This window comes from Providencia rustigianii DSM 4541 (assembly GCF_000156395.1).
GTDB lineage: Bacteria > Pseudomonadota > Gammaproteobacteria > Enterobacterales > Enterobacteriaceae > Providencia > Providencia rustigianii.
This window is the reverse complement of the sequence record NZ_GG703820.1, coordinates 234,325-258,802: the sequence shown is the minus strand read 5'-3', so window position 1 is coordinate 258,802 and position 24,478 is coordinate 234,325. Positions and strand designations below refer to the sequence as shown.

22 protein-coding genes are annotated in these 24,478 nt (G+C 41.5%); 13 read left to right on the top strand and 9 right to left on the bottom strand.

Annotated features, from left to right (window positions below; translation table 11 throughout):
- Position 1 precedes the first annotated feature (1 nt).
- The 5 genes from PROVRUST_RS15525 to PROVRUST_RS15505 form a co-directional block, all read right to left on the bottom strand.
- Positions 2–580: a DJ-1/PfpI family protein gene (locus tag PROVRUST_RS15525; RefSeq protein ID WP_006815829.1), complete on the bottom strand. Its 579-nt coding sequence runs from the start codon at positions 578–580 to the stop codon at positions 2–4.
- 48 nt (positions 581–628) lie between these two features.
- Positions 629–1,483: a tagatose bisphosphate family class II aldolase gene (locus PROVRUST_RS15520; protein ID WP_039855624.1), complete on the bottom strand. Its 855-nt coding sequence runs from the start codon at positions 1,481–1,483 to the stop codon at positions 629–631.
- Between the two features lie 113 nt (positions 1,484–1,596).
- A complete protein-coding gene (locus PROVRUST_RS15515) occupies positions 1,597–3,072 on the bottom strand; it encodes a DUF2264 domain-containing protein (RefSeq protein ID WP_006815827.1) in 1,476 nt (491 codons plus the stop codon).
- Between the two features lie 52 nt (positions 3,073–3,124).
- Positions 3,125–4,732, bottom strand: coding sequence for a sulfatase family protein (locus PROVRUST_RS15510; protein WP_039855622.1), 1,608 nt, complete (start codon positions 4,730–4,732; stop codon positions 3,125–3,127).
- Between the two features lie 25 nt (positions 4,733–4,757).
- Positions 4,758–5,993, bottom strand: coding sequence for an anaerobic sulfatase maturase (locus PROVRUST_RS15505; RefSeq protein ID WP_006815825.1), 1,236 nt, complete (start codon positions 5,991–5,993; stop codon positions 4,758–4,760).
- 525 nt (positions 5,994–6,518) lie between these two features.
- Here PROVRUST_RS15505 and agaR point away from each other — a divergent pair.
- From agaR to PROVRUST_RS15450, 11 genes are all read left to right on the top strand, one after another.
- Entirely contained in the window at positions 6,519–7,295 is a 777-nt protein-coding gene (gene agaR / locus PROVRUST_RS15500; protein ID WP_039855619.1) for a transcriptional repressor AgaR, read from the top strand.
- A 52-nt stretch (positions 7,296–7,347) separates the two neighbouring features.
- Complete coding sequence (gene kbaZ, locus PROVRUST_RS15495; RefSeq protein ID WP_006815822.1) at positions 7,348–8,631, top strand: tagatose-bisphosphate aldolase subunit KbaZ; 1,284 nt, start codon at positions 7,348–7,350, stop codon at positions 8,629–8,631.
- Between the two features lie 8 nt (positions 8,632–8,639).
- On the top strand, positions 8,640–9,824 hold the full coding sequence (locus tag PROVRUST_RS15490; protein ID WP_006815821.1) for an SIS domain-containing protein: 1,185 nt from the start codon (positions 8,640–8,642) through the stop codon (positions 9,822–9,824).
- A gap of 33 nt (positions 9,825–9,857) precedes the next feature.
- Positions 9,858–10,352, top strand: a complete 495-nt coding sequence (gene agaV / locus PROVRUST_RS15485; protein ID WP_006815820.1) for a PTS N-acetylgalactosamine transporter subunit IIB — start codon at positions 9,858–9,860, stop codon at positions 10,350–10,352.
- A 49-nt stretch (positions 10,353–10,401) separates the two neighbouring features.
- Positions 10,402–11,172 (top strand): PTS N-acetylgalactosamine transporter subunit IIC, encoded by a 771-nt coding sequence (gene agaW, locus PROVRUST_RS15480; RefSeq protein WP_006815819.1) that lies wholly within the window; start codon positions 10,402–10,404, stop codon positions 11,170–11,172.
- Entirely contained in the window at positions 11,162–12,049 is an 888-nt protein-coding gene (locus PROVRUST_RS15475) for a PTS system mannose/fructose/sorbose family transporter subunit IID (RefSeq protein WP_006815818.1), read from the top strand. The genes agaW and PROVRUST_RS15475 overlap by 11 nt, the downstream gene beginning before the upstream one ends.
- 57 nt (positions 12,050–12,106) lie before the next feature.
- Complete coding sequence (gene agaF, locus PROVRUST_RS15470) at positions 12,107–12,538, top strand: PTS galactosamine/N-acetylgalactosamine transporter subunit IIA (RefSeq protein WP_006815817.1); 432 nt, start codon at positions 12,107–12,109, stop codon at positions 12,536–12,538.
- Positions 12,535–13,707, top strand: coding sequence for an N-acetylglucosamine-6-phosphate deacetylase (gene nagA / locus PROVRUST_RS15465; protein ID WP_006815816.1), 1,173 nt, complete (start codon positions 12,535–12,537; stop codon positions 13,705–13,707). Before agaF ends, nagA begins: the two co-directional genes overlap by 4 nt.
- Positions 13,708–13,744: 37 nt before the next feature.
- Positions 13,745–14,575, top strand: a complete 831-nt coding sequence (gene kduI, locus PROVRUST_RS15460) for a 5-dehydro-4-deoxy-D-glucuronate isomerase (RefSeq protein ID WP_039855615.1) — start codon at positions 13,745–13,747, stop codon at positions 14,573–14,575.
- 78 nt (positions 14,576–14,653) lie between these two features.
- Complete coding sequence (kduD, locus tag PROVRUST_RS15455; RefSeq protein WP_006815814.1) at positions 14,654–15,409, top strand: 2-dehydro-3-deoxy-D-gluconate 5-dehydrogenase KduD; 756 nt, start codon at positions 14,654–14,656, stop codon at positions 15,407–15,409.
- 18 nt (positions 15,410–15,427) lie between these two features.
- Positions 15,428–16,495: a glycoside hydrolase family 88/105 protein gene (locus PROVRUST_RS15450; RefSeq protein WP_006815813.1), complete on the top strand. Its 1,068-nt coding sequence runs from the start codon at positions 15,428–15,430 to the stop codon at positions 16,493–16,495.
- Positions 16,496–16,657: 162 nt separating this feature from the next.
- On the opposite strand, the gene PROVRUST_RS15445 is transcribed toward PROVRUST_RS15450, so the two are convergent.
- From PROVRUST_RS15445 to metC, 4 genes are all read right to left on the bottom strand, one after another.
- A complete protein-coding gene (locus PROVRUST_RS15445) occupies positions 16,658–17,377 on the bottom strand; it encodes an oligogalacturonate-specific porin KdgM family protein (RefSeq protein ID WP_006815812.1) in 720 nt (239 codons plus the stop codon).
- A 120-nt stretch (positions 17,378–17,497) separates the two neighbouring features.
- Entirely contained in the window at positions 17,498–19,057 is a 1,560-nt protein-coding gene (locus PROVRUST_RS15440) for a sulfatase-like hydrolase/transferase (protein WP_006815811.1), read from the bottom strand.
- Between the two features lie 462 nt (positions 19,058–19,519).
- The gene (locus PROVRUST_RS15430; protein ID WP_006815809.1) at positions 19,520–20,194 is read right to left on the bottom strand and encodes a DedA family protein; all 675 of its coding nucleotides are present in this window, start codon (positions 20,192–20,194) and stop codon (positions 19,520–19,522) included.
- A gap of 136 nt (positions 20,195–20,330) precedes the next feature.
- A complete protein-coding gene (metC, locus tag PROVRUST_RS15425; RefSeq protein WP_006815808.1) occupies positions 20,331–21,515 on the bottom strand; it encodes a cystathionine beta-lyase in 1,185 nt (394 codons plus the stop codon).
- Positions 21,516–21,902: 387 nt separating this feature from the next.
- Here metC and exbB point away from each other — a divergent pair, with 387 nt between their 5' ends.
- Both exbB and exbD read left to right on the top strand, forming a co-directional pair.
- Entirely contained in the window at positions 21,903–22,847 is a 945-nt protein-coding gene (gene exbB / locus PROVRUST_RS15420) for a tonB-system energizer ExbB (RefSeq protein ID WP_006815806.1), read from the top strand.
- A gap of 5 nt (positions 22,848–22,852) precedes the next feature.
- Positions 22,853–23,278 (top strand): TonB system transport protein ExbD, encoded by a 426-nt coding sequence (exbD, locus tag PROVRUST_RS15415; RefSeq protein WP_006815805.1) that lies wholly within the window; start codon positions 22,853–22,855, stop codon positions 23,276–23,278.
- Positions 23,279–24,478 lie beyond the last annotated feature (1,200 nt).

The window sequence follows — 24,478 nt, the reverse complement described above, 5'->3', positions numbered from 1 at the left end:
ATTAAAGATAAGTTAGTGGCCAGTGTTTAAAATAAATATGATTAGCTTGCCAGTCTACTTTTTCACTATTATCACTGAGTAAATGGCGCGCAACAGTAAACGCAAACTCAAAACTGACACCTAAACCTTTCGCACTAATAAATTTACCATCAACCACGACATCTTGATCAATGTAGGTTCCATCTTCGAATTTATCCGCAAGTTTATCGCCAGTGCTGTATTGGCGTCCTTCCAGTAAATGATGTGCGGCGAGTACTTTAGCGCCAGATGAACACAGGGTGCAAATGTATTTATCTTCTTGAATATGTCGACGGATAAAGTTAATAACATCGTTATTGGCGCAAAGTCTATCAGTGCCTTTTGGGCCACCGGGCATCATGATAGCGTCATAACTGTGAGATAATTTTTCACTTAGTAGGAAATCGGCACTAATTTTTGTCCCAAAATAGGTATTTAAAACTAAGCTATCCATACACGAAAGGACATCAACATGGATATCCAATCGACGCATAATATCGATAAAAACAACGGCTTCTCCCTCTTCAAAGCCATCCGCGAGTAAAACAGCAACTTGTTTCATGGTATTCCTTGCATCGTGAGATGTTATGTCACTTGATTATTAATGGAGCTAAAGTTTTCCCGCACTTTTACAGACCCGAATTTTATCCATTACGACGGCTTTCATCGCTGCTTTGCCGGGAACAAGGTAGTGACGAGGATCTGTTGCCTCTGGGTTTTCAAGAAAATAGTGTTTAATCGCATCAGAGAACGCAATTTTGAGCTCAGTGGCAACGTTAACCTTACAGATACCAAGATCGATACAACGGAGAACATCGGCATCTGGGATCCCTGATGCGCCATGAAGCACTAGTGGGATCTCGGTTTTTTGGCGTATTTTATGTAACCGATCAAAATCGAGGCGCGGTTCATTTTTATACATGCCATGGGCAGTACCGATGGCAACGGCAAGGGAATCGATCCTGGTTTGTTGGATAAATGTCACTGCAGAATCTGGATCGGTAAATAAAGCATCTGCCGCATCGACAACTAAATCATCTTCTTGCCCACCTAAGCGCCCCAATTCGGCTTCAACGGTGCAATCCCATTGATGGCAATAATTGACAACTTGCTTAACGATCTGAATATTTTCTTCAAAAGGAAAATGGGATGCATCGATCATCGCAGAACGCACACCGGCGCTGACTTTTTGGAAAATATCAGGGATATCTTCATGGTGATCGAGATGCAGAGCGACAGGCACTTTGTAGCGCTCAGCGGCTTGCTGGCAAATCGCAATCAAATAGTCGCTTCCCGCATAGGAAAATGTACTTGGTGTACCGGCTAAAATAACGGGAGATGACATCTCTGCTGCGGTTTCCATCACAACTTGAATGGTTTCTAAATTGTGGATATTGAATGCGGGAACGGCATAACCGCCCCGTTGGGCTTGGGCTAGCATATTACGGGTTGATACCAGGTACATAATGACCTCTCACCTTTCATTTGATTTCGATAGATAATAATCGAAAGAAATAGAAAGGTAAAAGATCTAAATCACATTTATTCCTTTCTTTTCGAAAGTTAGTGAAAGTTAAGTTAAAAATAATGTGACATTTTGGAGCTATAGCTGGTGATACCTTTGCGTAACAGATTGTTTTTTGGTCTTCTTGATTGACCTATCAGGTTCTCAACGATTTTTTGTGTACAAGATTGCTGTTCTAAGCGGCGTGTTAACGGGCTTTGCTGGTGGGTATATTCCTCACGAAATATCACCGTTACTTCTTGGGTTTCTTTGACGCCAATCACCGAGGCTTTGATGGCCGGTATTTCGAAATGAAAGTCAGATTTTTCGATAGGCAGGGGATTGGCTAGAGCCTCCCAAAGATCGATTCGTTGACCACAATAGAGCGCAACAATGACGGCTCTTAATGACCAAAAACTGCTTGCTGGACCGCTGTAATTATCGACTAATCGAGGATCATCACTGAATAATCCTTGTGTTGGAGCTCCTGCTTTAAATGCCCCATGGCTAATAAAATAGCGTAGCGTATTTTCCAAGGCATTTTTTGCTTCACCCACAGTGACGGATGAACAGCCTAAATCCACGCCAGCAATAAGCGGTGCGGAAACGGCCAGTCGGTAACATGCACTGCGTCCAAAAAAAGGAATGCCAGTCGGCGTCATAAAATGCAGGTAATGTTGATTAAAGTGATTGAGTGATTGTTGGATAAAATCAGTATCGAAATCGGGGGATATTTGGTTAAGCCAATAAAGGGAATAGTAAAATCCCCATGCATTATAGTAATCAAAATTGCCTTTAGCACCATCTCGAAACCACCCATCTCCCACATAAAACTCTTTGACTCGGTCATAGCGCCACAGGGCAATATGGTTGATACCGGTGAGATCTCGAATAACAAATTGAACCAAGAGAGGGAACAAATGCCAATTATTATCGACAATCTCACAATGATTAACTTGCTCAAACCATGTGATGATTTGCTGCTGCAATCTGGGTTCTAATTTATCCCAGACCCAGTCTTTACTGAGCCAGAGTGTTAATGCTAAATCTGCGGATTCACAAATTTTTTGATCATAATTTTCAAGTTTTCCCCAGTAGCCTTTATGTGTTGGGTCGGTACCGTGAATAAAAGCTTGGCGGATCATATCGCTGATATGAATAGACTGTAAATTTAAGCCATTCAGCGTCTCTTGACGGCTATGAATTAACCACGCCGCGAATAAAGGAAGTACGCGGCTTACTCCCTCTAAAGCATCGGTACGAACAGTTTGCTGCCCCGGGCGGCCGGGATAATAAGCATGGGTATAGTCCCAAACCTGATAATGGGAAAATGCTTCCGCAACATAACGAACAAGAGTTTCGCAAAGAGATGAAAGTGATTGAGTACGATCTTGAAAGATTTTAATCATAAAATCATCATGGTTTTTATACGCAGACTTACGAACAAATCGTCGAATCACATTCTGCTTGAATAATTTTTTATAGATCTGAAGGTCGGGATGCTCATAAGGGAGCTTTGGACGTTCTGTCGGAGTGATTGGTGTCGCCATAACGAATCTCTATCATGTTTTATGGGCACATCCTTGTGCGTCCATTTCGGTTTTATTTTGCTGAATCAACGAGAACTTGATAGCGGTCTTGTCCCCAAACCACCGGCTTAGGTTGGTCTTTCACCCACTGGTAATAGGCCGATTTTAGTTGTTTAACTTTTTCAGGGTATTTGGAGGCCAAATCAATGGATTCAGATGGATCTTGTTTGTCATTGAATAATTTAGGCTGGTTGGTACCGTCATCATAAAAATAGAGAGCCCATTCACCATCACGAACAGCCCATGAACCTTTAGATAATTTTTCGAGATTCGGATTTTTTGGTGCCTCTTTACGTTGATAAGTGATCCACTCATGATAACCGTGCCAAAAATCCTGATTCTCTTCGCTGTAATGTTTAGTTCCGGGACCTGTCCAATACAGATATTGATGTGGTGATTTTTGTGTTTTCCCTTGAAGTAGCGGCATAATATTTTTACCTTCTACTTTCAGGCTGTCAGGAATGGTGATCCCAGCGCTTTGCAACGCGGTCGGTAGAATATCGATGGCTGAAACCATCGCATCACTTTGTTTTCCCGCAGGAATATGGCCTGGCCAATAAGCCACAAACGGTACACTAACCCCACCATTAAACATTTGCCCTTTAAAGCCCTTATCCATCGCATTCATTGGCATTGGAGACTCATGGACGGCGCCGTTATCAGAAATAAAGAAAATCAGGGTATTTTCGAGCTCACCGTTTTCTTTCAAGGTGGTTATGATTTTACCGATCCCTTCATCTGCGGCATTTAATGCAGCAAAATACTTATCCGCCTCAACATTACCGGTATTAAATTTATCCATATATTTGGCGGGAGAAGCCTCCTCTAGCGGGATATGAGGAACGCTATACGATAAATTAATGAAGAAAGGTTTGTCTTTGTGGCCATCAATGAATTTAATGGTTTCATCCGTTAACAAATGGGTTATATAGCCCGGTGCGGGAACATTTTCACCATTGCGCCAAATAGCGGGTGAATTCCAAAGAGCCGCACCAGAAGCGTAATAACTGTAGGCGTAATCGAATCCTCTTTCATGGGGTGCAAATCCTGGCTCTGGTGTAGAGATCATATTGTCATGATAGTCTCGGGTTTGCTTATCTTCGGCAATTTTTGGTTTTTTTATGACTTTTGCATTGTGCCATTTACCAATACTGGCCGTGGCGTAGCCATCTTCTTGGAACAGAGCTGGAAGCAATTTGATATCTTCTGGAATGCCTAACATCGCATCATCATTGCTATAAGTGCCAAAGCTGGCGGGAGAACGCCCAGTAAAAATCCCTGCGCGTGATGGGCCACATACCGGATGAGCAACAAATGCGTTGGTCATCTTGATACCGCCAGCTGCCATTTCAGAGACATTTGGCATTGCGATTCTTGCGGCTTCCACCATTTTATTAATGTCACCATCGTAGCGTGATGGCGCTGGGCGCTTGGATAACTCATTCACATCGAGGCTATCGAGGACAAAGTCAAGCTGACCAGTACCCAAGTCATCCATAACAATTAAGAGAACATTAGGCTTTTCCGGTGTTCCCCCAGCGTTAGCAGCAATCGGGGGAACTAAACAACTGGTGGCTATCAGCCCAGCAAGTAGGCTTTTTTTCACAGACGGTAAATTCACGGAAGCTATCTCCAGATAGATAAAATTATTGCTTATAAGCACGCTGCATTGCAGGGAGCGCATCACTGGCGATTGCACCTTGAGTAATCGCTTGCTGCATAAGTCGCATACCTAAAGCCGTATGATTAAAAATCTTTTTATAAGAACTACATAAATAGTTATGACGATATTTTTCGCCTTCAATGGAAATAATGCGATGCTTTGGACAGCCTCCGTAACAGAGGCTCTGAACCTCGCATTTTTTGCAAAGATTGGTTAACTTGTCGTATTTGTTTTGCCCAAAGCGCAGCTGTTGTTTTGACGTGACAATGCGAGCCAAGGTATTTTGATTCACATTTCCGAGGCGATTAGCCGGGTAAACATAGTGATCGCATGAGTAAACATCACCATTTGCTTCGATAATTAATGCCTGACCACAGGTTTTTGATTGAATACACGTTGAGGCAGGGTAGCCCATCCATGTGCCTAATAAGCTGTCGAAGAGACGTACATAGATTTTTCCTACATCACCTTGGCGAATCCACTCATCAAATACATCTGCCATAAATTGCCCATATCCATCACTTGGTACGGAAAATGGAGCCATGACCGCATTCGGTCCCGGAGCGTAATGACCACCTTGGGTATGAGGGAAACGTCTATCCACTTCAACGATAGGAATAAACTGGAAAAAGGTGGAACCTAGTGCCTTGAGAGCTTGATAGGTTTCTTTACCCTTGCGCCAGTTTTGGTCGTTAACGACGGTCAACGTATTAAATTCAACGCCATACTCAATGAGGAGCTGGATAGATTTTTTGACGCGCTCAAATGTTGGATTACCGTTGACTGAGATACGGTATTTATCGTGAACGGCTTCGAGCCCATCAATAGAGACTCCGAGTAAAAAATGGTTGTCGGCGAAAAACTGAGCCCACTGGCGGTTAATTGCGATAGCGTTGGTTTGCACACTATTGGTGATGGTTTTTCCTTGGGCATATTGCTTTTGGTATTCCACAACGCGTTCAAAAAATGGCAGCCCCGCGAGCGTCGGCTCACCACCTTGCCATGAAAAATCGACTTGGTCGCCTGCATTGGACTGAATATAGTCTTTGATATAGCGTCGCAATACATTGTCGGGCATCACATCGTGCTGACCGTTTTGGGTTTCCTCATTGAAAACATTTTCTTTTTCAAGGTAAAAGCAATACTCACATTTTATATTGCAGTGATAGCTAGTGGGCTTTGCCATCATATGAAAATAAGCGGGTTGTTTTGAGGACATGGGTTTTATCCGAAAGAGTCAGGTTATTTTTATAGCATTACGCAAATCACGAAAAATCAAAAGAGATTGAAATCACATATTTGAAAAATGAAAGCATTTGAAATTCAAGTGAAGGGATTTTGATAGCAAAAAAATGGATTTTACGATCAAAAAATGAAATGTTGAGTTGGTTTTTTACTTTACGTAACACCTGAACTTTTCGAAGTAAAAATTGAAATTAGCACTTTTTACTAATTTACTGTGGATTTACTCCCTAAAATTTCATAAATCTTAGCTTAGTGGCAATATGCTTAATAATTGATTAGTTAAAATACAGTATTTAGCACTTTATTAATTGGTTAGTTTTGTATTCGAAGCTATCATATTGGAAATTTGAAAATATCCGTAAGCACACAATGAATGAATCGAAACTTTGTGAAAGAGATCAAAAGTTTTGTTTTTTTACGTTGTTGGTATTTTTTGGCGTAGTAAACTTAATTTGAAATCAAACGAAAGTAATTCGATTGATTTCGTAAGGAGATGAAAGTGAAAGCGGCAGTTGAGCGGCGTATGGAAATACTCGACATGATTAACCTACATGGTAAAGCAAGAGTCGAGGATCTAGCCGAAAAATTTAACGTCTCAAGTGTCACCATTCGTAGCGACTTAAGTTTTCTTGAGAAAAATGGTTATGTGGTTCGCTCTCATGGGGCAGCAATTCCGAATACCGGATTTATTGCTGAACTCAGTATCCACGAGAAACGTGGTCAGAATGCGGGCACAAAAAATCTTATTGGGAAAGCTGCCGCCACGCTAATCAAGAATGGGGACACCGTCATTTTAGATTCGGGGACAACTACGCGGGAGATTGCGACACATTTGAAGTCGCGTGAAAACGTAGTGGTCATGACTAACGGTTTAGATGTTGCGATGGAGTTGGCGAATGCCGCTGGTGTCGAAGTGTTGATGACTGGCGGTGCATTGCGAAAAAGTGCTTTATCGTTTTCTGGCTCTCAAGCAGAAAACAGCCTCAGAAATTATCGATTTGATAAAGTTTTTCTTGGGGTTGATGGATTCGATTTACGCGTTGGTATCACCACACACAATGAACAGGAAGCCAGTCTTAACCGTTTAATGTGTGAAATCTCGGAGATTGTGATTGCGGTTGCCGATTCTACGAAATTCGGGAAGCGCAGCTGTCATATGATCCGTGAGTTTGGGGGTATAGACATTTTGGTCACTGACTCGGGTATTCCTGAAGAGTATATCCAAGAGCTAAAGGACCATAAAATCGAAGTTATTATCGTCGATAAGGAACAGTAGCGCGCTAACTCCATTAACAACATGGCCATGTTGATTGTGGAGTTAGTGTTTAATGCATCCTTTAGAAAAGATTGTTCAGCAGAATAAATTAGGGAAACAAAACGGTATTTATTCTGTTTGTTCTGCCCATCCCTTCGTGATTGAGGCTTCACTACAGCAAGCGCTGGACAATGATTCCTTTCTTCTTATTGAAGCCACGTCAAATCAAGTTGACCAATTTGGTGGTTATACTGGAATGACGCCTGCGGACTTTTATCAGTATGTCACTGAAAAAGCGGAGCAAGCAGGTTTTCCTCTTCAACAATTAATCCTAGGTGGCGACCACTTAGGACCTAATCGCTGGCAAGATCTCAACGCTGAAGAAGCGATGAAAAATGCAGATGAGCTTATTGCTCATTATGTTGCCGCTGGATTTAAAAAAATTCATCTCGATTGCAGCATGTCTTGTGCTGATGATCCTGTGCCACTCACCGATGAAATCGTCGCAGCTCGCGCAGCTCGCCTTGCCGTGATTGCCGAAAAGACCGCAAAAGAAAAATTTGGTCACAGTGACATTGTGTATGTGATTGGAACTGAAGTCCCTGTACCGGGAGGTGCAACTGAAGCCCTTGAAGGGGTTGAAGTGACGGCACCTGAAGCTGCTCGAAAAACATTAGATTGCCATGCGAAAGCATTCGAAGATGCCGGTGTGGGTGAGTGCTGGTCTCGGGTGATTGGCTTAGTGGTTCAGCCTGGGGTGGAGTTTGACCACACCGGTGTGATTGATTATCAACCTGAAAAAGCCCAGTCCCTCAGTAAAGTAGTGGACGATTATTCTCATTTAGTCTTTGAGGCTCACTCCACTGATTATCAAAATCCTGAAGCTTACAAACAATTAGTCCGTGACCATTTCGCCATTTTAAAAGTGGGTCCTGCATTGACCTTTGCGATGCGTGAAGCGTTGTATTCCTTATGTGAAATTGAAAATGAAATGTTCCCGTCAGAGCAATGCTCCCATTTGAAAGAAAAAATGGAGCAACTGATGTGCCGAGAGCCGCATTTCTGGCAGAAATATTATCATGGAGATGCCCACCAGCAAGCCTTTGCTCGCGTGTACAGCTTCAGTGACCGCATTCGTTATTATTGGCCTGATGAAGAAATTAACCAAGCCATCAATACGCTAATCAATAACTTATCGTCTAAGCCAATTCCGTTACCACTATTGAGCCAATATTTGCCTCATCAATTCCAACAATACAGAGAAGGTTTGTTGGATGGCTCTCCTAAGTCATTTGTGTTTGCGAAGATCCGCGATGTGTTATCGGTGTATGCCGATGCGTGTAAATTCAGTCACTGAGGTTTGACATGGAATATTTAAGTTATCAAACGGCTGAACTGGAACAACTGAATGCGTTCTGGACAGCAAAAGAAATTGAACAACAGCCTGAGTGCTGGGAAAAAGTGAGCGCAGCAGTAAAAGCGCGCCGTACAGAGATTGATGGTTTTTTAGCGCATGTTTTAGCAGCGCCAGAATCTCGAATTATCATGACTGGTGCAGGAACCTCTGCTTTTGCAGGACGTGCTCTTACACCAATATTAACCGGGCATTTAAAACGCCGAGTCGATGCGATAGCGACCACTGATTTAGTTTCTGATCCCAAAGAATATTTAGCCGAAGATGTACCTACTTTATTGATCTCTTTCGCGCGTTCTGGGAATAGCCCTGAAAGTGTTGCTGCACTGGATGTTGCTGAGAAATGTCTATCTAAAATCTATCATTTGGTTTTAACGTGTAACAGTGATGGCCAGCTATATCGTTATTGTCAAAATAATGTTCACGCCTTGGCACTGTTAATGCCGGAAGAGTCAAATGATCGCTCTTTAGCAATGACCTCCAGTTTTTCGTCAATGATGATGGCGGCATTGTCTATTTTTCTACCTGATACTTTTTATTGCAATGAAGTTAAACCATTTTTTAAAGATTATCACCAAACCTACCAGCAATTTAACCGCACAATTCGTCATGATTATGCAGGGAAATTCAAACGCGTCATTTATTTAGGTAGTGGCGGTTTACAAGGGCTAGCGCAGGAAGCCGCTCTGAAAATGTTGGAGTTAACGGCAGGTAAAGTCGTGGCTAATTATGATACACCATTAGGTTTTCGACATGGGCCTAAGTCTATCGTTAATAAAGAAACGTTGGTCGTGCTGTTCCTTTCGAATGATCAATATATCAGACAGTACGAAACTGACTTATTACGAGAGGTAATTCACGATAATGCATCAGCTATGGTGATCGGGGTCACTGCATCTCCATCTAATTCTTTTTCAAAAGAAAATTTTATTTATATTCCAAAAATGGAGCAATGCTCTGATGCAGCATTACTTTTTCCATATCTGATGTTAGCACAGGCATTTGCATTCCATAGTTCGATTGCACTGGGGAATACACCGGACAACCCATCTCCAACAGGAGAGATTAATCGTGTTGTTCAAGGTGTCACTATTTACCCGTTCTCATATCAAAAAGATAGCGTCAACGCATCTTAAAGATAAACACAATAAATTATAAGAGAGCAAGTTATGCACACACCTAATATTGTTTGGACCCGAATCGATGAGCGCTTATTACATGGGCAAATCCGTATTACTTGGGGTAAACACACTGAAGCAAATTTAATTCTTGTTGCAAATGATGATGCTGCGGAAGGACCTAATGCCGCCTTCATGCAAGCAGGAATGAAAGCGTCTGCGGGTGGAGAATATGCTGTTCGTTTTTTCTCTATTCAGAAGACAATTGATGTCATTAGCAAGGCATCACCACGTCAAAAAATCTTCGTTCTTTGTAATAATCCGACCGATGTCGCCCGTCTGGTGGAAGGCGGAGTGCCTATCACTCACTGTAATGTTGGCAATATGCATTTCCATGAAGGGAAGCGCCAAATCACTAAAACAGTGTCAGTGGATGAGCGTGACTTAGATGCATTTCGCCGCCTAGTTGATAAAGGCGTGACTTGCACCATTCAAAATACTCCCGACCAAACACCCGTGAATGTTTTAGCTCTCGCATCCGCATAAGTCGGATTGAGAAAAAAACTTAATTCTTAGGCGTTTAAGGAAAATTATTATGATCTTTGAAGCTTCGTTAGTGGCTTTATGGGCCTTCTTTTGCGGTATTGATAAGTATGACGTTGCATTAAACATTCACCGCCCTCTGATTACCGGACCTGTTGTGGGTTTGATTATGGGGGATATGCAAATCGGGTTAATCGCAGGTGCAACTCTTGAGCTGGCCTGGCTGGGATTAGTACCGAATGCGGGAGCTCAGCCACCGGATGTGACATTAGGTACCATCGCCGCGGTCGCTTTTGCAGTAATGACTAAACAGCCCCCTGAAGTTGCCATGGGGATTGGGATGCCCATCGCCGTATTAATGCAAATGTTGATTATTGGTTTCTTCGCGATGACTGCATTTACCATGGGTAAAGCTGATCGTTATGCAGAAAACGCAGATGCTGGGGGAATATCAAGGCTTTTAGTCGTCACAATAACGATACGTTCATTACTTTACGCCATTGTGGCTTTCGTCACGGTGTATTTCGGCGAACATGCTGCGGAATGGATTGATCAAAATACACCAAAAGTATTGCTCGAAGGCTTAGGTATTGGCGCGAAAATGGTGCCTGCGATTGGTTTTGCAATGCTATTGAAAATTATGTGGTCGAAAGAAGTGGCTGGGGTGTTCTTCGTTGGTTTCGTGATGACAACCTACTTGAAACTACCAATCATGGCCGTGGCTATTCTCGGTGCATCTGCCGCAGCGCTTTACTACTTTTTCAGTGGAAATGGTAACAAAAATAATTCACAGCCAAGCGAGGATTTTGAAGATGGTATCTGATAATAAAGCCGTGGTAGAAACGAAAAACTTACCTGCTCAATCTTACGTTGATGGTATCGATGAATATCAAGATACAACCGTACGGAAAGTCATTACCAAAAAGGACTTATGGCGCTGTGCATTCCGTGGATTATTTATGGAAGGGAACTTTAACTTTGAACGTATGCAAGGTGGCGGTTTTGCTTTCTCCATTATTCCTGCACTGAAAAAAATTCATGGTAATAATAAACGTGACTATGCCACGGCATTGAAAAACCATCTGCAATTTTTCAATGCGAGTCCAAAATTATTTACTTTCTTACTTGGCACTGCGGTTGCCATGGAAGAAAACAAAGAGAAGCCATCAACCGTAAACGTCATGAAAGTGGCGGGTATGGGACCTACTGGTGGTATCGGTGATGCTATTGACCATATGACATTGATGCCGTTAACCCTCGCGTTAGGTGCATCTATTGCGATGGATGGCTCGATTGCAGGCCCATTTGTCTTCTTCTTCCTCTACCAGATTGTTCACTTTTTTGTCTATTTCGGGTTGATGTTCATGGGATATCGCGCAGGAACTGCGGCGATGGTGAACATGAGTGATGCCACTGAGAAATTAGCCAAAGCCGCCAACATTATGGGGATCTTTGTGATTGGGGCGCTTTCCGCCACCTTTGTCAAAGTGCAAACCACCGCCTCCTTAGAGCTGGGCGGGAAAGTGGTGGAATTGCAAACTGCGCTATTCGATAAAATCATGCCGAATTTATTACCGTTAGGTTTGGTATTCCTCATGTTCAAAATGGTGAAAGGCACAGGTTTCTGGGCTAAACCACCAGTTCTGATTTTCTCAACATTGGCCTTCGGCGTTATTGGTCATGTACTGGGTGTGCTGTAATTATCTGAATTAAATTGAATTTTAGCGGGTAGAAACTTACCCGCTTAGGAGTAAATAATGATCGGTTTGGTTGTTTCTGGGCACTTAAATTTTGCAAGTGGGATGGCGTCGGCGGTCAGAGCTATAGCGGGTGAACAAGAGAATATGGTGTTTCTCGATTTTATCGAGACGATATCCCCTGATGAGCTGGAACAGCAAATGCGCTGTGCGATGCAAGCTATGCCTTGTGAGCAAGTTGTATTTCTTACGGATCTTCCGGGTGGAACACCCTGTAATCGCGCCATGGCGATCATGATGGAAAATCCTTCAGTTGAAGTTCTCTCCGGTGTCAGCCTCCCCATGATTGTGAATGCGGCGTTTGAGCGAGAAGGCGTCACAGCAAAAGAGCTGATTTCCATCTTACGTGAAATTGGGGTTAGCAGTATCCAAGACTTGCGTGAGCAACTGTCAATATTATCTGAATTTGAAGATGAAGAAGACGGATTATGAGCCAGCAATACGCAATTTTAGCGGATCGAATTTTTACGCCAGAGGGTATACAGCAGCACCAATATGTCTGCGTTAGCAATGGGACCGTGCAACAAATTACGGGTATTGCTCCAGAAAATTGTCCCATCGTGCATTTAAAAGGACGTTCATTGCTTCCAGGATTTGTCGACATTCATATTCATGGTCGAGCAGGTTCTGATGTGATGGATGCAAGCTTAGAGGGATTGCAAATTATTGCGGATGATTTGGTCAAGACGGGGGTTGCGGCATGGGTAGGAACCACGGTTACGGCACCCATGGACGATATTAAACACGCGTTAATCCAAGTTCGTCAATTTATGGCTCATCAGCAAACATCAGGTGCACAACTGTTAGGAAGCTTTCTTGAAGGCCCTTATTTCACTGAACGTCATCGAGGTTCTCATCCAGTGAAATACCTCAAGGCTCCGACCGTCAGCGAACTTAAATCTTTGCAAGAGTGTGCTGGTGGTTCGTTATTACGGGTCGCGGTGGCTCCTGAAGCTGATGGCGCTATTGATGCTATTGATTGGCTAGTTCAACAAAATATCAAAACCAGTGTTGCCCATACCGCAGCGGATTTTGCCCAAACTAGCGAGGCATTTTCTCACGGCGCTGATTGTGGCGTGCATCTTTATAACGGTATGACGGGATTACATCACCGTGAACCGGGTTGCTGTGGTGCAGTGCTCTATCACGATGTACTCGCCGAATTGATAGCAGATGGCATTCATGTTCATCCGGTCATGATGAACTTGGCATATCGCATGAAAGGTTATCAGCAAGTTGCCTTAATTACTGATTGTATGCGTGCTGGGGGATTACCGGATGGCGAGTATGCCTTGGGCGCTCAAATGGTTCAGGTGACTCAAGGGCAAGCCAGAACCGCAGACGGTTCTTTAGCCGGTAGCACCTGTAGCTTGGATGCGGCACTGCGCAATATGGTGAAACTCGCTCAAGTTCCTGAATGGGAAGCGGTACAAATGGCGACGGCGGTGCCTGCGGAGTATCTCGGCATTGGTCAGCAATATGGCTATATCCGCGAGGGCGCCGTTGCAAGTTTTGCGGTTGTCGATGACAACTTTTATTTAACTGACACATTCATCAGAGGTGAACACGTTCACTCTGTTAATGGGAAAGCCAACTCGTGAGTTTGGTACTCCCCCTGTAAATTATGAGGTATTTATAATGGAAATTCGTCAACCAATTCACAGTGAGCACGCTAAAACGCTGGATACTGCTGGATTACGTAAACAATTCTTAATCGAAGGATTGTTTTGTGAAGGGGAAATGAATCTCACTTATAGTCATATTGACCGCATTATCGTAGGCGGTATTGTTCCAACACATAAGCCATTGGCACTGATGGCAGGGAAAGCATTAGGCGTTGATTTTTTCTTAGAACGTCGTGAACTGGGTGCCATCAATATTGGCGGTGCAGGTAAAGTGGTTGTTGATGGGGAAATATTTGAAATTGCACCTCGTGAAGCACTTTACATTGGCATGGGCGCGCGTGAAGTAGAATTCAGCAGTGCGGATGCCAATCATCCGGCACGTTTTTATATAAACTGCGCCCCGGCCCATCATACCTACCCAAGTCGCAAAATTACCATTGACCAAGCATCACCGGAAAAACTGGGTAAGGTTGAGAACTGTAACGTACGGACAATTTATAAATTCTTACATCCATCGATTCTACCAACATGTCAGTTATCTATGGGAATGACCGTGTTAGAGCCAGGCAGCCTATGGAATACCATGCCATGCCACACCCATGAACGCCGCATGGAAGTTTATCTGTATTTTGATATGAAAGATGACAACGTGGTTTTCCATTATATGGGTGAACCAACCGAAACTCGTCATATTGTGGTGCGTAATGAGCAAGCGGTGATTAGCCCGAGTTGGTCAATTCATTCTGGTGTCGGTACTGCGGCTTATACATTTATCTGGGGAATGGTGGGTGAAAATCAGGTATTCCACGATATGGATCATGTCGCAATGACAGATTTGAAATAACGCCCGATTACTCCTTTTTATTTTCTTATCTAACAAAACGGTGTTGCTGAATTGGCGGCACCGTAAGAGAGGCATGCCATGAATTTATTTGATTTAACAGGAAAAGTAGCCATTGTCACTGGATGTAATACAGGTCTAGGTCAAGGTATGGCGATTGGATTAGCTCAAGCTGGGGCGGATATTGTTGGTGTTGGAATACAAGATGCACCAGAAACACGTGCCGAAGTCGAAAAGTTGGGACGTAAATTCCACTATGTCGTCATGAATTTAATGGAGCAAGATAAGTTACAAGACCTTGTGGACGATGCGGTATCTGCCATGGGGCACATTGATATTCTGGTGAATAATGCGGGGATTATTCGTCGTGAAGACTTATTAGAATTTAGTGAAAAAGATTGGGATGATGTCATTAATATTAACCAAAAAACGCTCTTTTTCTTATCCCAGCGTGTTGCTCGTCAGTTTGTGAAGCAAGGTAATGGCGGAAAAATTATCAATATTGCTTCAATGTTGTCATTCCAAGGCGGCATCCGAGTGCCTTCTTACACTGCCAGTAAATCTGCGGTTATGGGGTTAACTCGCGCATTAGCGACGGAGCTTTCTCAATATAATATTAATGTGAATGCCCTCGCTCCGGGTTATATGGCCACAGATAATACCGCAGCACTAAGAGCTGATGCTGAGCGTAATGCAGCGATTTTAGAGCGTATTCCCGCTGGACGTTGGGGGCTGCCATCTGACTTAGCGGGACCTGCAATTTTCCTTGCTTCCAGTGCCAGCGATTATATCAATGGATATACGATTGCCGTTGATGGTGGGTGGCTCGCTCGCTAGTCCATCAGGAGGATCCAAATGGAACAGGTATTATCATCTCAGTCATTACAGCGTGATGTTGTTTTGCAGGATATGAAACGTGTTTATCGTTTTCAATCAAAGCATCAGGTTCGTAGTGTGGTTCGCCGCAGTGGTAAAACACGCTTTATCAAAGATACAGATTGGGAACGCGGTGTTCTGTGGTCGTGTGTTGCTGCCGCTTGGCAAGCAACTCAAGACAGTGAGTATCTTGATGGGGTGTTGGAATATACGTTACATACCGGATTTCGCACGGGGCCAAATCCTCGTTTTGCCGATGATCATGTGTGTACACAAGCTTATTTAGCCGTCAGCTCGCAGTTTTCTCAACCGGAAGTTCTTGAACCGACAATAAAAGCATTTGATTTGATGTTGGATGAACCGAAATTAGGTCGAGAGGACTGGTGGTGGTGTGATGCCCTTTTTATGGCACCACCGGCTTTCGCTGCATTGTCAGCAAAAACGGCTGATCCCCGCTATCTCGCTTACATGCATCAGGCCTATTGGGATGCAGTAGAGCATTTACGAGATCCCGAAACGGGTTTGATTTACCGGGATTATCGTTATATTCCTGATGGAAAAGGGGGCGAATTACGTGAAGCCAATGGGGAAAAAGTTTTTTGGAGCCGAGGTATTGGCTGGGTGATAGCCTCCGTACCGCGTATCTTGCAGCATTTACCAGCTGATTTTGCAGGAAGCCAACAATACTTAGATTTATTTGTTGAGCTAATCGAGTCTGTTGTGGAATATCAACAAGAAGATGGTTTCTGGCGTACAAGCCTGTTGGATCCTCAAAGCTTCCCAGCTCCTGAAAGTAGTGCAACCTCGCTATTTTGTTATGGATTAGCTTGGGGGATAAACCAAAGTGTATTAGATAAAACGCGTTATCTGCCAATACTTGAAAAAGCATGGGGAGCGCTAAAAAACTGTATTCATGAAGATGGCATGTTAGGTTGGGTTCAATTACCGGCATTTAATCCTCGAGATGTTAAATTTGAACATAACATGGATTATGGTGCGGGAGCTTATTTATTAGCAGGTAGTGAAGTTATTAAGTTATTAGATTAGTAATTATATAAATTAATACGCATCGTTTTTCCATTGCACTTGCTTTATCTTATCGGTCAAAATATTGGCCGATTTTTTTGTTTTTATTTTTAAATAAAAAAGAAACCCCACGATAATAATCATGGGGTTTCTTTGTATTATTGAATTTTATTTTTGATTATATTACCAAGTATATTGAATACCAACACGGAAACGGGTTTGTCGGTCACTGGAGAACTTACTTTCTTTCACATTACCAACTTCAACAAATGGTCTCCATAAAGCACCATCATCCGTTTTTATATCATAACGAAGACGTACGTTATGTTGATAATCGAATTTCTTATTATTATAAAGTGGCTGTGCGTTATCCGCCATTTCCCACATTAAATCTAATTGATACTGAAGATCCAGTTTACCCCATTTATAACCAATCCAGCTGTCGAACTCTTGAATTTTAGAGTGGTAGTTACTGCCATTTTCCCCGACTTGGCCGTAATCCCAAACTTTCCACTTATAACGGCCTTGTAAACGAATACCGTTGTCAAAGGTGTAGTTCAGACGGACATAAGGAACATAGACAAGACCTTGTTTATCAAAGTCGAGTGAGGAGCCTACAAGTCCAACTAAATTTGAATTGAGTTTGGTATAATAAAATGCTGAAAATTCAGAGCCGTCAATTTTCATGGCATCATATGCGCCGTCTTTATTGCCATAACGGGCATCTAATTCAAAACCAATATTTTTCCCTGTATCAAGAAAAGCTTTAATTCTGTCACCACTTTTCCCTGAGGCATCTAAATATTGATGGCGGTATTCAATGGTTGTTTTGTAATTATTTGCATAGGTGTAGTTAGATGCCATTAAAAACAAAACGGTGCCAGATATTAATAATTTTTTCATTATCTTTATTCCGAAGCTAGAGGCTATTTAAGCATTATTTAAATGATTCCCTGTTTTATTTGGGAAATTGTTTTTTTTGTTTATAGAATTGCCATCAATAATAAGATGGCAAGGATGGAATTACTTCACTTCACATTCAGTGATTTTCTTATTCAATTTTTTGGTTGTTGCAGTAATAAATTCACTTGGTCTCCAAGAGTCACCGGTTTTTTCTAACCAAGGGGTTAACTCTTCTTTAATTAATTTTTCAATAAGTGGTTTATTCTCATCGGCAACATTTTTCGTTTGATAAGGATCTTTCACATTATCGTAAAGTGTATATTTCAATGGTTGTCCATCTTGGCGATCAATAACCAATGTGTGTGTTTTGGTGCGTACTCCGCGTTTACCAAAGGAAGGTTCACCGTATGGGATAAACAAATAAAGCTGAGAACTGGCGCTATCCCCTTTACCTGTTGCGACTCGTTCAGCTAAGTTGCTACCTTCTACAGAGCCAGGTATCCATTGTTCTAGTCCAAGCAAACCTAAGATTGTTGGATAAATATCCGGTGCGGACATTAAAGCATCGTCTTGACCGGCCTTAATTTTCCCCGGAAGACGGAACATCATTGGAACCCTCATGGATTCTTCGTAAGGGTTATTTTTAGTTGGCTGCCCATTAGCACCAAGGCAACTGCCATGATCAGAGAAGAAAACAACCAGCGTATTATCATCAAGTCCCTGTTTTTCTAGCTCATTCATTATTCGGCCAAACTGGTCATCCACGCCATTTACCATGGCGAGATATTCTTTAAAATATTGTGGACCATAGCCTTCTTGATATTCAGCATCCCACTGAACATTCGGACGAGTATTTAATTCTTTAGATGTTTTTCCTTTATAAACATCAAGGTATTTTTGTGGAACTTGGTCATAAGGTGAGTGAGGGGGATTCATGGAAACCACTAATGCAAATGGTTTGGTTTCATCACGAAATTGCCCATTTTCGTTTCGTAAGAATTTTATCGCCATATCGGCTTCGTGTTCTGGTCCCCACTGGTCAACATAGATCGGCTTTTCACGAGGCGTATTATTGCCCCAATACATCGGTTTCATATGTAAATCATATGTGCCGTAAGAGTACCAAAAATCGAATCCATGGCGGCGGTCGGGCGCTGCCCATTCATTCCAATACCGTCCTTCCATCGGGTTATTGTAGCTTTCAATATAAGGGGCATAAGGTGCATCTAAATGCCACTTACCAATATAGCCAGTACTGTAATCTAAGGATTGAAGGACATCAGACCAACATTTTGCATACGGAGATAAATCAATACCGACTTTTCCGCCATAGTCATGAGTATTGCCGGTAATCCCATTACGAACAGGGTATTGCCCTGTCATAAACATGCCACGAAAAGGTGAACACAATGGATAGTTAGAAGCCATCTGTGTCATCACTTTCGCTTGTTTGGCAAACTTATTCAGATTGGGGGTAATCGAAGGATCTTCTCCCATAAATTGTAATGCATGGGCACGCATTTCATCGGGAAAGATAATTAATAAGTTGGGTGCTTTCTCTGGTCGAGAAGGCATGCCATTTGAAGGCATCCCGGTATTGGCTAAAACGGGACTAGAAACCGATATTGCTGCACCGCTGGCTGCTAGTCCTTTGATAAAGGTTCTACGCGAAACAGTCATTGCTTCATCCTCTTTTTGTTTGCGTTTTCTTTCGCTTTGTTGTTTGTTTCTTATTTGTACTTTTACATAACTTAAAAAAGTAAGCTATCGAAGATTTTAAAATTGAAATGAAGATCACAAAAAGTGAGCAAAAAGATGTGTTAAATATTAGAGGAATAAAATGATAATTGAATAAAATCAATTAATCATATGATTTATATGAAAAATATATTTTTTGAGAAAATGGCGTAAATAGCACAGTATCTAAGGTAAATATCACTCATTAACATTTTTTCATTTGCTTTCATTTTTTTTGAGTGGGTAAATAAACTCATGAAGATTTTTTCAATAGGAATAGCGTGGGGGATTAGACGTTTGAATTTAAAGTAAAATAAAAGGGCCATTGATGACCCCTCTTTCTATAAATGTTTATCTCATATTCAACTATCTTATTTTGTTAAATTATCATGAGATTAGTCGTGATTAATCTTTCTTACTGCCGCTGAGAACTTTACGGTGTTTCCAATACATCACAATGGAACCAATCAAGCCACTGACGAGAAGAATGACGGGAATAATCATTAAGGCGGTGATGACGATTTGCTCATGATTTCTCACAAACGGAATCTGGTTAATTGCATAACCTAAAGTCACAATAATACCCACCCATAAGAACCCACTTAACCAGTTAAATAGTTGAAAACGGCGATGGCTTAAATCAGAAAGACCAGCAAGCAAAGGCAATAGTGTTCGAACGAAAGCTAAAAAACGCCCGATTAATAGTGCGTATAAACCTTGTCGATTAAACATATCGTTGGCTTTTTTGTGGTATTCGTCGGGGAGTTGCGCTAACCACCGTTTCACCATTTTGGTTTCGCTGAGCCAGCGCCCTTGGATAAAACCAATCCAGCATCCTAAACTGGCCGCAGTCGCGAGCAGCAATATAGTGGGAATAAAATGAAGAACACCTTTAGCGATCAGAGCGCCAGAAAGTAATAAAAGGGTATCACCGGGTAAAAAAGCAGCGGGAAGCACTCCATTTTCTAAGACAATCACCACAAAAAGCACGGTGTATATCACCCAAAGTACTTCTGGGTTGGAAAGCTTCATAAAATCGTGTTGCCAAAGTGCCAGTACGATTTCGCGTATGACTTCCATAATCGTTCCTGTGTTTGCATAAAGCGAATTATGCCCTCTATCTTACAGGAAAAAAGCTAGGCTAGTTTGATTTGTTCGGGGAATTATTGAAAAGGCAGTGGCTAACTGCCCAGTCATATATCGCGGAAATGACAACCTAAAGACGATCAAATGCACGTTGTAGATCATCCATTAAATCTTGAGGATGTTCCAACCCAATATGCACACGAAAAAACGACCCAAGTTTTGGTTGATAATCATATTGGCGCATGCTGATTAAATCTTCGGTTTGATAGCCTAAAATGAGCGACTCAAATCCCCCCCATGAATACCCCATTTTAAAGTGAGTAAAATGGTCGAGAAATTGACTAAATTGCTCGGGGGATAACCGGTTTTTTAATTGGAATGAAAACAACCCGTTGGCTCCAGTAAAGTCACGTTTAAAATATTGATGCCCCGGGTTGCTTGGAAGTGCAGGATGAAAGACTTGTTCAACCGCGGGGTGTTCAGCTAACCAATTTGCGATAGCTAAGCTACTGGTTTCGTGTTGCTTTAAGCGAGTGGCTAAGGTGTGTAGACCTCTGCCCGCCATATAAACAGTATCTGGATCTGCGGTTTGCCCAAGTAGATAGGAGTTTTCTCGCAAAGTTTCAATACAGCGCTGATTGGCAACCGCTACCCCAAGCATTCCGTCAGAGTGCCCATTAATATATTTAGTTGCGGACTGAATGGATATATCGGCATCAAACAGTAGGGGTTTTAGGAGTACACCTGCCGCCCAAGTATTGTCAATCATGATAATAATATCCGGGGATTTGTGGCGAACAGCTTTGACGATAGCGGGAAGATCATGAACTTCCATCGTGATAGAGCCAGGGGATTCTAAAAACACAATGCGCGTATTGGGGCGAATTAGGTCGGCAATTTGCTCACCAATCAGTGGATCAAAATAATTTGTCTCAACATTGAGATTAGTGAGGATCTTATCGCAAAAATTTTGGGTTGGATCATAGGCAGAGCCAGTCACCAAAATATGTTCTCCGGAAGAGATAAACGACATAATGGCATTGGTGATGGCAGCAGCGCCAGAGGGATAGAGAACGCAGCCTGCGCCACACTCTAGCTCAGTCATCGCTTCTTGAAAGGCAAAATGGGTTTGAGTTCCTCGGCGACCATACATAAGTACACCATTTGCACGATGACGGATTGCGTGTTTCTTATCTTCGACGGAGTCAAATATCACGGAAGAGGTGCGTTGGATAATGGGATTCACCCCTTTTTGGGTATATTTAGGGTTTCTTCCTAGGTGTACCAACTGCGTTTCAGGTCTAATTTTTGCCATGATATCTTCCTTATTTGCCTTTGCCGATAACCTTATTTGCTAATAAATACTCACGGGAGTAGCTAGGTTATCATCTGAAGTTAAATGATTTCAGCGAATAAGAGCAAGTGTAAAAGTGACTACCTGAATATTCTTCATAATAAAGGTATCGATGACCTTAACAGAAAAAAGGGCTTATTTAGCTTACAACAAAGAAATTGCAAAAAATTGCGAATACTAATGATAATTACTATCAATTCGTGCCGTGTTTGATATTATCTGCACATCTTGACGAAAGAGATGGATGGCGTGAGTCAAATTTTGCTTTTAATGGTTAGTCGATGAATGGCACAATCATCGATATAAATTTTTTTATACAACACAAATATAGAGAGTAAAGGCCAACTGATGCGTAAATTAACAGCTTCTATTCTATTGGCGATCGGCTTAATGGGTACAGCGGTTGCTGAAACAACTCCAGCTGTCAGCCCAAGCACACCCGCTACAACTGCAACAACTCAAAATTCAGCAACATCATCAACACCCGCTAATACACCTTCAAATATAGAGGCGACATCAGCGCCTGCAACATCCAACCAAGAATTAACAGTCAACAATACAGTAGTGACTGAAAACGTTGATATTACGACGGATGCTCATGGTGGAGGTTTTGACCAAGATTTATCTGTTTGGGGTATGTATCAAAACGCGGATGTTGTGGTTAAAACGGTGATGATCGGCTTGTTACTCGCATCGGTGATTACATGGGCTCTATTCCTATCCAAAGGAACTGAAATTTTAATTGCTCGTCGTCGTTTAAAATATGAAGCGAAGGCGATTGCAGAAGCTAAATCTCTTGATGAAGCCGTGAGTATTGCAGAAGGGTTTAAATCAGGCAGTATCACTCGTATGTTATTAGCTGAAGCAACCACTGAAAAAGTGCTTTCCGCTAACAGTAACGATCTTTCTGGTATTAAAGATCGTACCGGCTTCCGCTTAGAAAGAGCGGTTGCGGCAATCAGCCGTTATATGGGGCGCGGTAATGGCTACCTTGCAACCATCGGGGCAATTTCTCCCTTTGTCGGTTTATTTGGAACCGTATGGGGGATTATGAACAGCTTTATCGGTATCGCACATTCGCAAACCACAAACTTGGCCGTGGTTGCTCCGGGGATCGCAGAAGCCCTTCTCGCGACGGCAATTGGTTTGATCGCTGCAATCCCTGCGGTGGTTATCTATAATATTTTTGCTCGTATGATCAATAACTATCGTGGTCAAGTTGGTGATGTTGCGGCTCAAGCGGCACTACTACTGGGGCGTGATCTCGATCTGGCAAACAGCAAAGCAAGGTAACGATTATGGCAATGCGTTTAGGTGACGAACAAGATGATAGCGGTGAAATGCATGAAATCAACGTAACACCTTTTATCGATGTTATGTTGGTCTTGCTAATTATCTTTATGGTTGCGGCACCACTGGCTACGGTTGATATTAAAGTGGATTTACCTGCTTCAACCGCTAAGCCTCAGCCGCGCCCAGAAAAACCTGTATTTCTGACGGTGAAATCAGATAGCCAGCTCTTTATTGGTGAGCAAGCGGTCAGTAAAGACCAGCTTGGAATAACATTAGACCAAGCAACGAACACCAACAAAGAAACGACAATCTTTTTCCAAGCAGATAAGACGGTTGATTATGAAACGATGATGGACGTAATGAATGCATTACGTCAATCTGGCTATCTAAAAATTGGTTTAGTCGGAATGGAAGCAACTACAGCTAAGTAGTCGTCATTCCTCTAGGTGCGCTTTACTTTTGATGTTTACTCGCTTGCTATGGAGTAAGTATTTTGAAGTAAGGCGCATTTTTTTGATTGAAATTCATTCTAAATTTAATGAGATTTCCTCCAAAATAATATTTTATTTTATAGTTTCACATCTAAATGGTTTAATTTTTAAGGGGTAAATTTCTCAGATTATTGATGCTATTGTAATATTTAATTCTGATGATTTACTTCGCTTGTAGATACGTATAGCGAGTAAAGTTAATCTAAAATAAACCATTCATATTGTATGGGATTGATGTGGCCTGATAAACTATAAATGCATACTCTTAACGAGAGTATGCATTTATAGTTAAACGATGAATATTCCTCGGATGTCATTGATTAATGCGAAAATAAGCAAAAAATAATATTTTAAGCTAAAATAAGTCCTGTTTTACGCGATGATAATAAATTCCCATAAGTATAAAAAATATTAATATCTTTTAATTTAATTGAAAAAATAAAAAAAACCGGTAATTTATTTGTAATGTATTCTAATATAAATATTATTGATTGAATCATATTCAAGCATAAATAAAATATAAAATAATAAATATTGAAAGAGTTGCCTTTATAATGAGGTAAGTTGATTAACTTACTGTTATAACTAGTTTTTACTCTAATTTCTTAGGGGGACTTAAATAAAATAAAAAAACACTTGCGCAACATTTCTATGACGCTATAATGCAATCAATAACATTTAGAAACACTTTTACATACTTTTTAAATTCCAAATTACTTGTTTTTAAATTTACTAATGCTAGGGAATACATAAAGTCAAAATGAATTTTTAATTAGACTTTATATTAAAAATAAATATAACCACTTAAATTTGAATTTAGATCTGTAGTGTAATTGTTAGGATGTTTTAAATGTTATTACTGAAGTCAAATGGGCTGACTTTAGACTACACATAGCAAAGCTGTAATAAAAAATAATTTAAAATTATACTCCTCTATAAATAATATAAGACTAAAACGCTAAGCGCTATCATATAGATAGCGCTTTTTTTTTGTTTGTTTTCAGCATACTCTTAACTGAAAATATTTTGATGTCATCAGATTTGAAATAAGGAAAATTTGATGTGATAAAAGAGCCTAAAATCTAGGCTTAAATCAATATTTCTTAAAATATTTAACGTTTATTATTTCACGATAAAAAT

Excerpts from the sequence above, each read along its gene's own strand:
- PROVRUST_RS15525 (WP_006815829.1), bottom strand. The coding sequence starts at position 580 with ATGAAACAAGTTGCTGTTTTACTCGCGGATGGCTTTGAAGAGGGAGAA.
- PROVRUST_RS15520 (WP_039855624.1), bottom strand. The coding sequence starts at position 1,483 with ATGTACCTGGTATCAACCCGTAATATGCTAGCCCAAGCCCAACGGGGC.
- PROVRUST_RS15515 (WP_006815827.1), bottom strand. The coding sequence starts at position 3,072 with ATGGCGACACCAATCACTCCGACAGAACGTCCAAAGCTCCCTTATGAG.
- PROVRUST_RS15505 (WP_006815825.1), bottom strand. The coding sequence starts at position 5,993 with ATGTCCTCAAAACAACCCGCTTATTTTCATATGATGGCAAAGCCCACT.
- kbaZ (WP_006815822.1), top strand. The coding sequence starts at position 7,348 with ATGCATCCTTTAGAAAAGATTGTTCAGCAGAATAAATTAGGGAAACAA.
- PROVRUST_RS15490 (WP_006815821.1), top strand. The coding sequence starts at position 8,640 with ATGGAATATTTAAGTTATCAAACGGCTGAACTGGAACAACTGAATGCG.
- agaV (WP_006815820.1), top strand. The coding sequence starts at position 9,858 with ATGCACACACCTAATATTGTTTGGACCCGAATCGATGAGCGCTTATTA.
- agaW (WP_006815819.1), top strand. The coding sequence starts at position 10,402 with ATGATCTTTGAAGCTTCGTTAGTGGCTTTATGGGCCTTCTTTTGCGGT.
- PROVRUST_RS15475 (WP_006815818.1), top strand. The coding sequence starts at position 11,162 with ATGGTATCTGATAATAAAGCCGTGGTAGAAACGAAAAACTTACCTGCT.
- agaF (WP_006815817.1), top strand. The coding sequence starts at position 12,107 with ATGATCGGTTTGGTTGTTTCTGGGCACTTAAATTTTGCAAGTGGGATG.
- nagA (WP_006815816.1), top strand. The coding sequence starts at position 12,535 with ATGAGCCAGCAATACGCAATTTTAGCGGATCGAATTTTTACGCCAGAG.
- kduI (WP_039855615.1), top strand. The coding sequence starts at position 13,745 with ATGGAAATTCGTCAACCAATTCACAGTGAGCACGCTAAAACGCTGGAT.
- kduD (WP_006815814.1), top strand. The coding sequence starts at position 14,654 with ATGAATTTATTTGATTTAACAGGAAAAGTAGCCATTGTCACTGGATGT.
- PROVRUST_RS15450 (WP_006815813.1), top strand. The coding sequence starts at position 15,428 with ATGGAACAGGTATTATCATCTCAGTCATTACAGCGTGATGTTGTTTTG.
- PROVRUST_RS15445 (WP_006815812.1), bottom strand. The coding sequence starts at position 17,377 with ATGAAAAAATTATTAATATCTGGCACCGTTTTGTTTTTAATGGCATCT.
- PROVRUST_RS15440 (WP_006815811.1), bottom strand. The coding sequence starts at position 19,057 with ATGACTGTTTCGCGTAGAACCTTTATCAAAGGACTAGCAGCCAGCGGT.
- PROVRUST_RS15430 (WP_006815809.1), bottom strand. The coding sequence starts at position 20,194 with ATGGAAGTCATACGCGAAATCGTACTGGCACTTTGGCAACACGATTTT.
- metC (WP_006815808.1), bottom strand. The coding sequence starts at position 21,515 with ATGGCAAAAATTAGACCTGAAACGCAGTTGGTACACCTAGGAAGAAAC.
- exbB (WP_006815806.1), top strand. The coding sequence starts at position 21,903 with ATGCGTAAATTAACAGCTTCTATTCTATTGGCGATCGGCTTAATGGGT.
- exbD (WP_006815805.1), top strand. The coding sequence starts at position 22,853 with ATGGCAATGCGTTTAGGTGACGAACAAGATGATAGCGGTGAAATGCAT.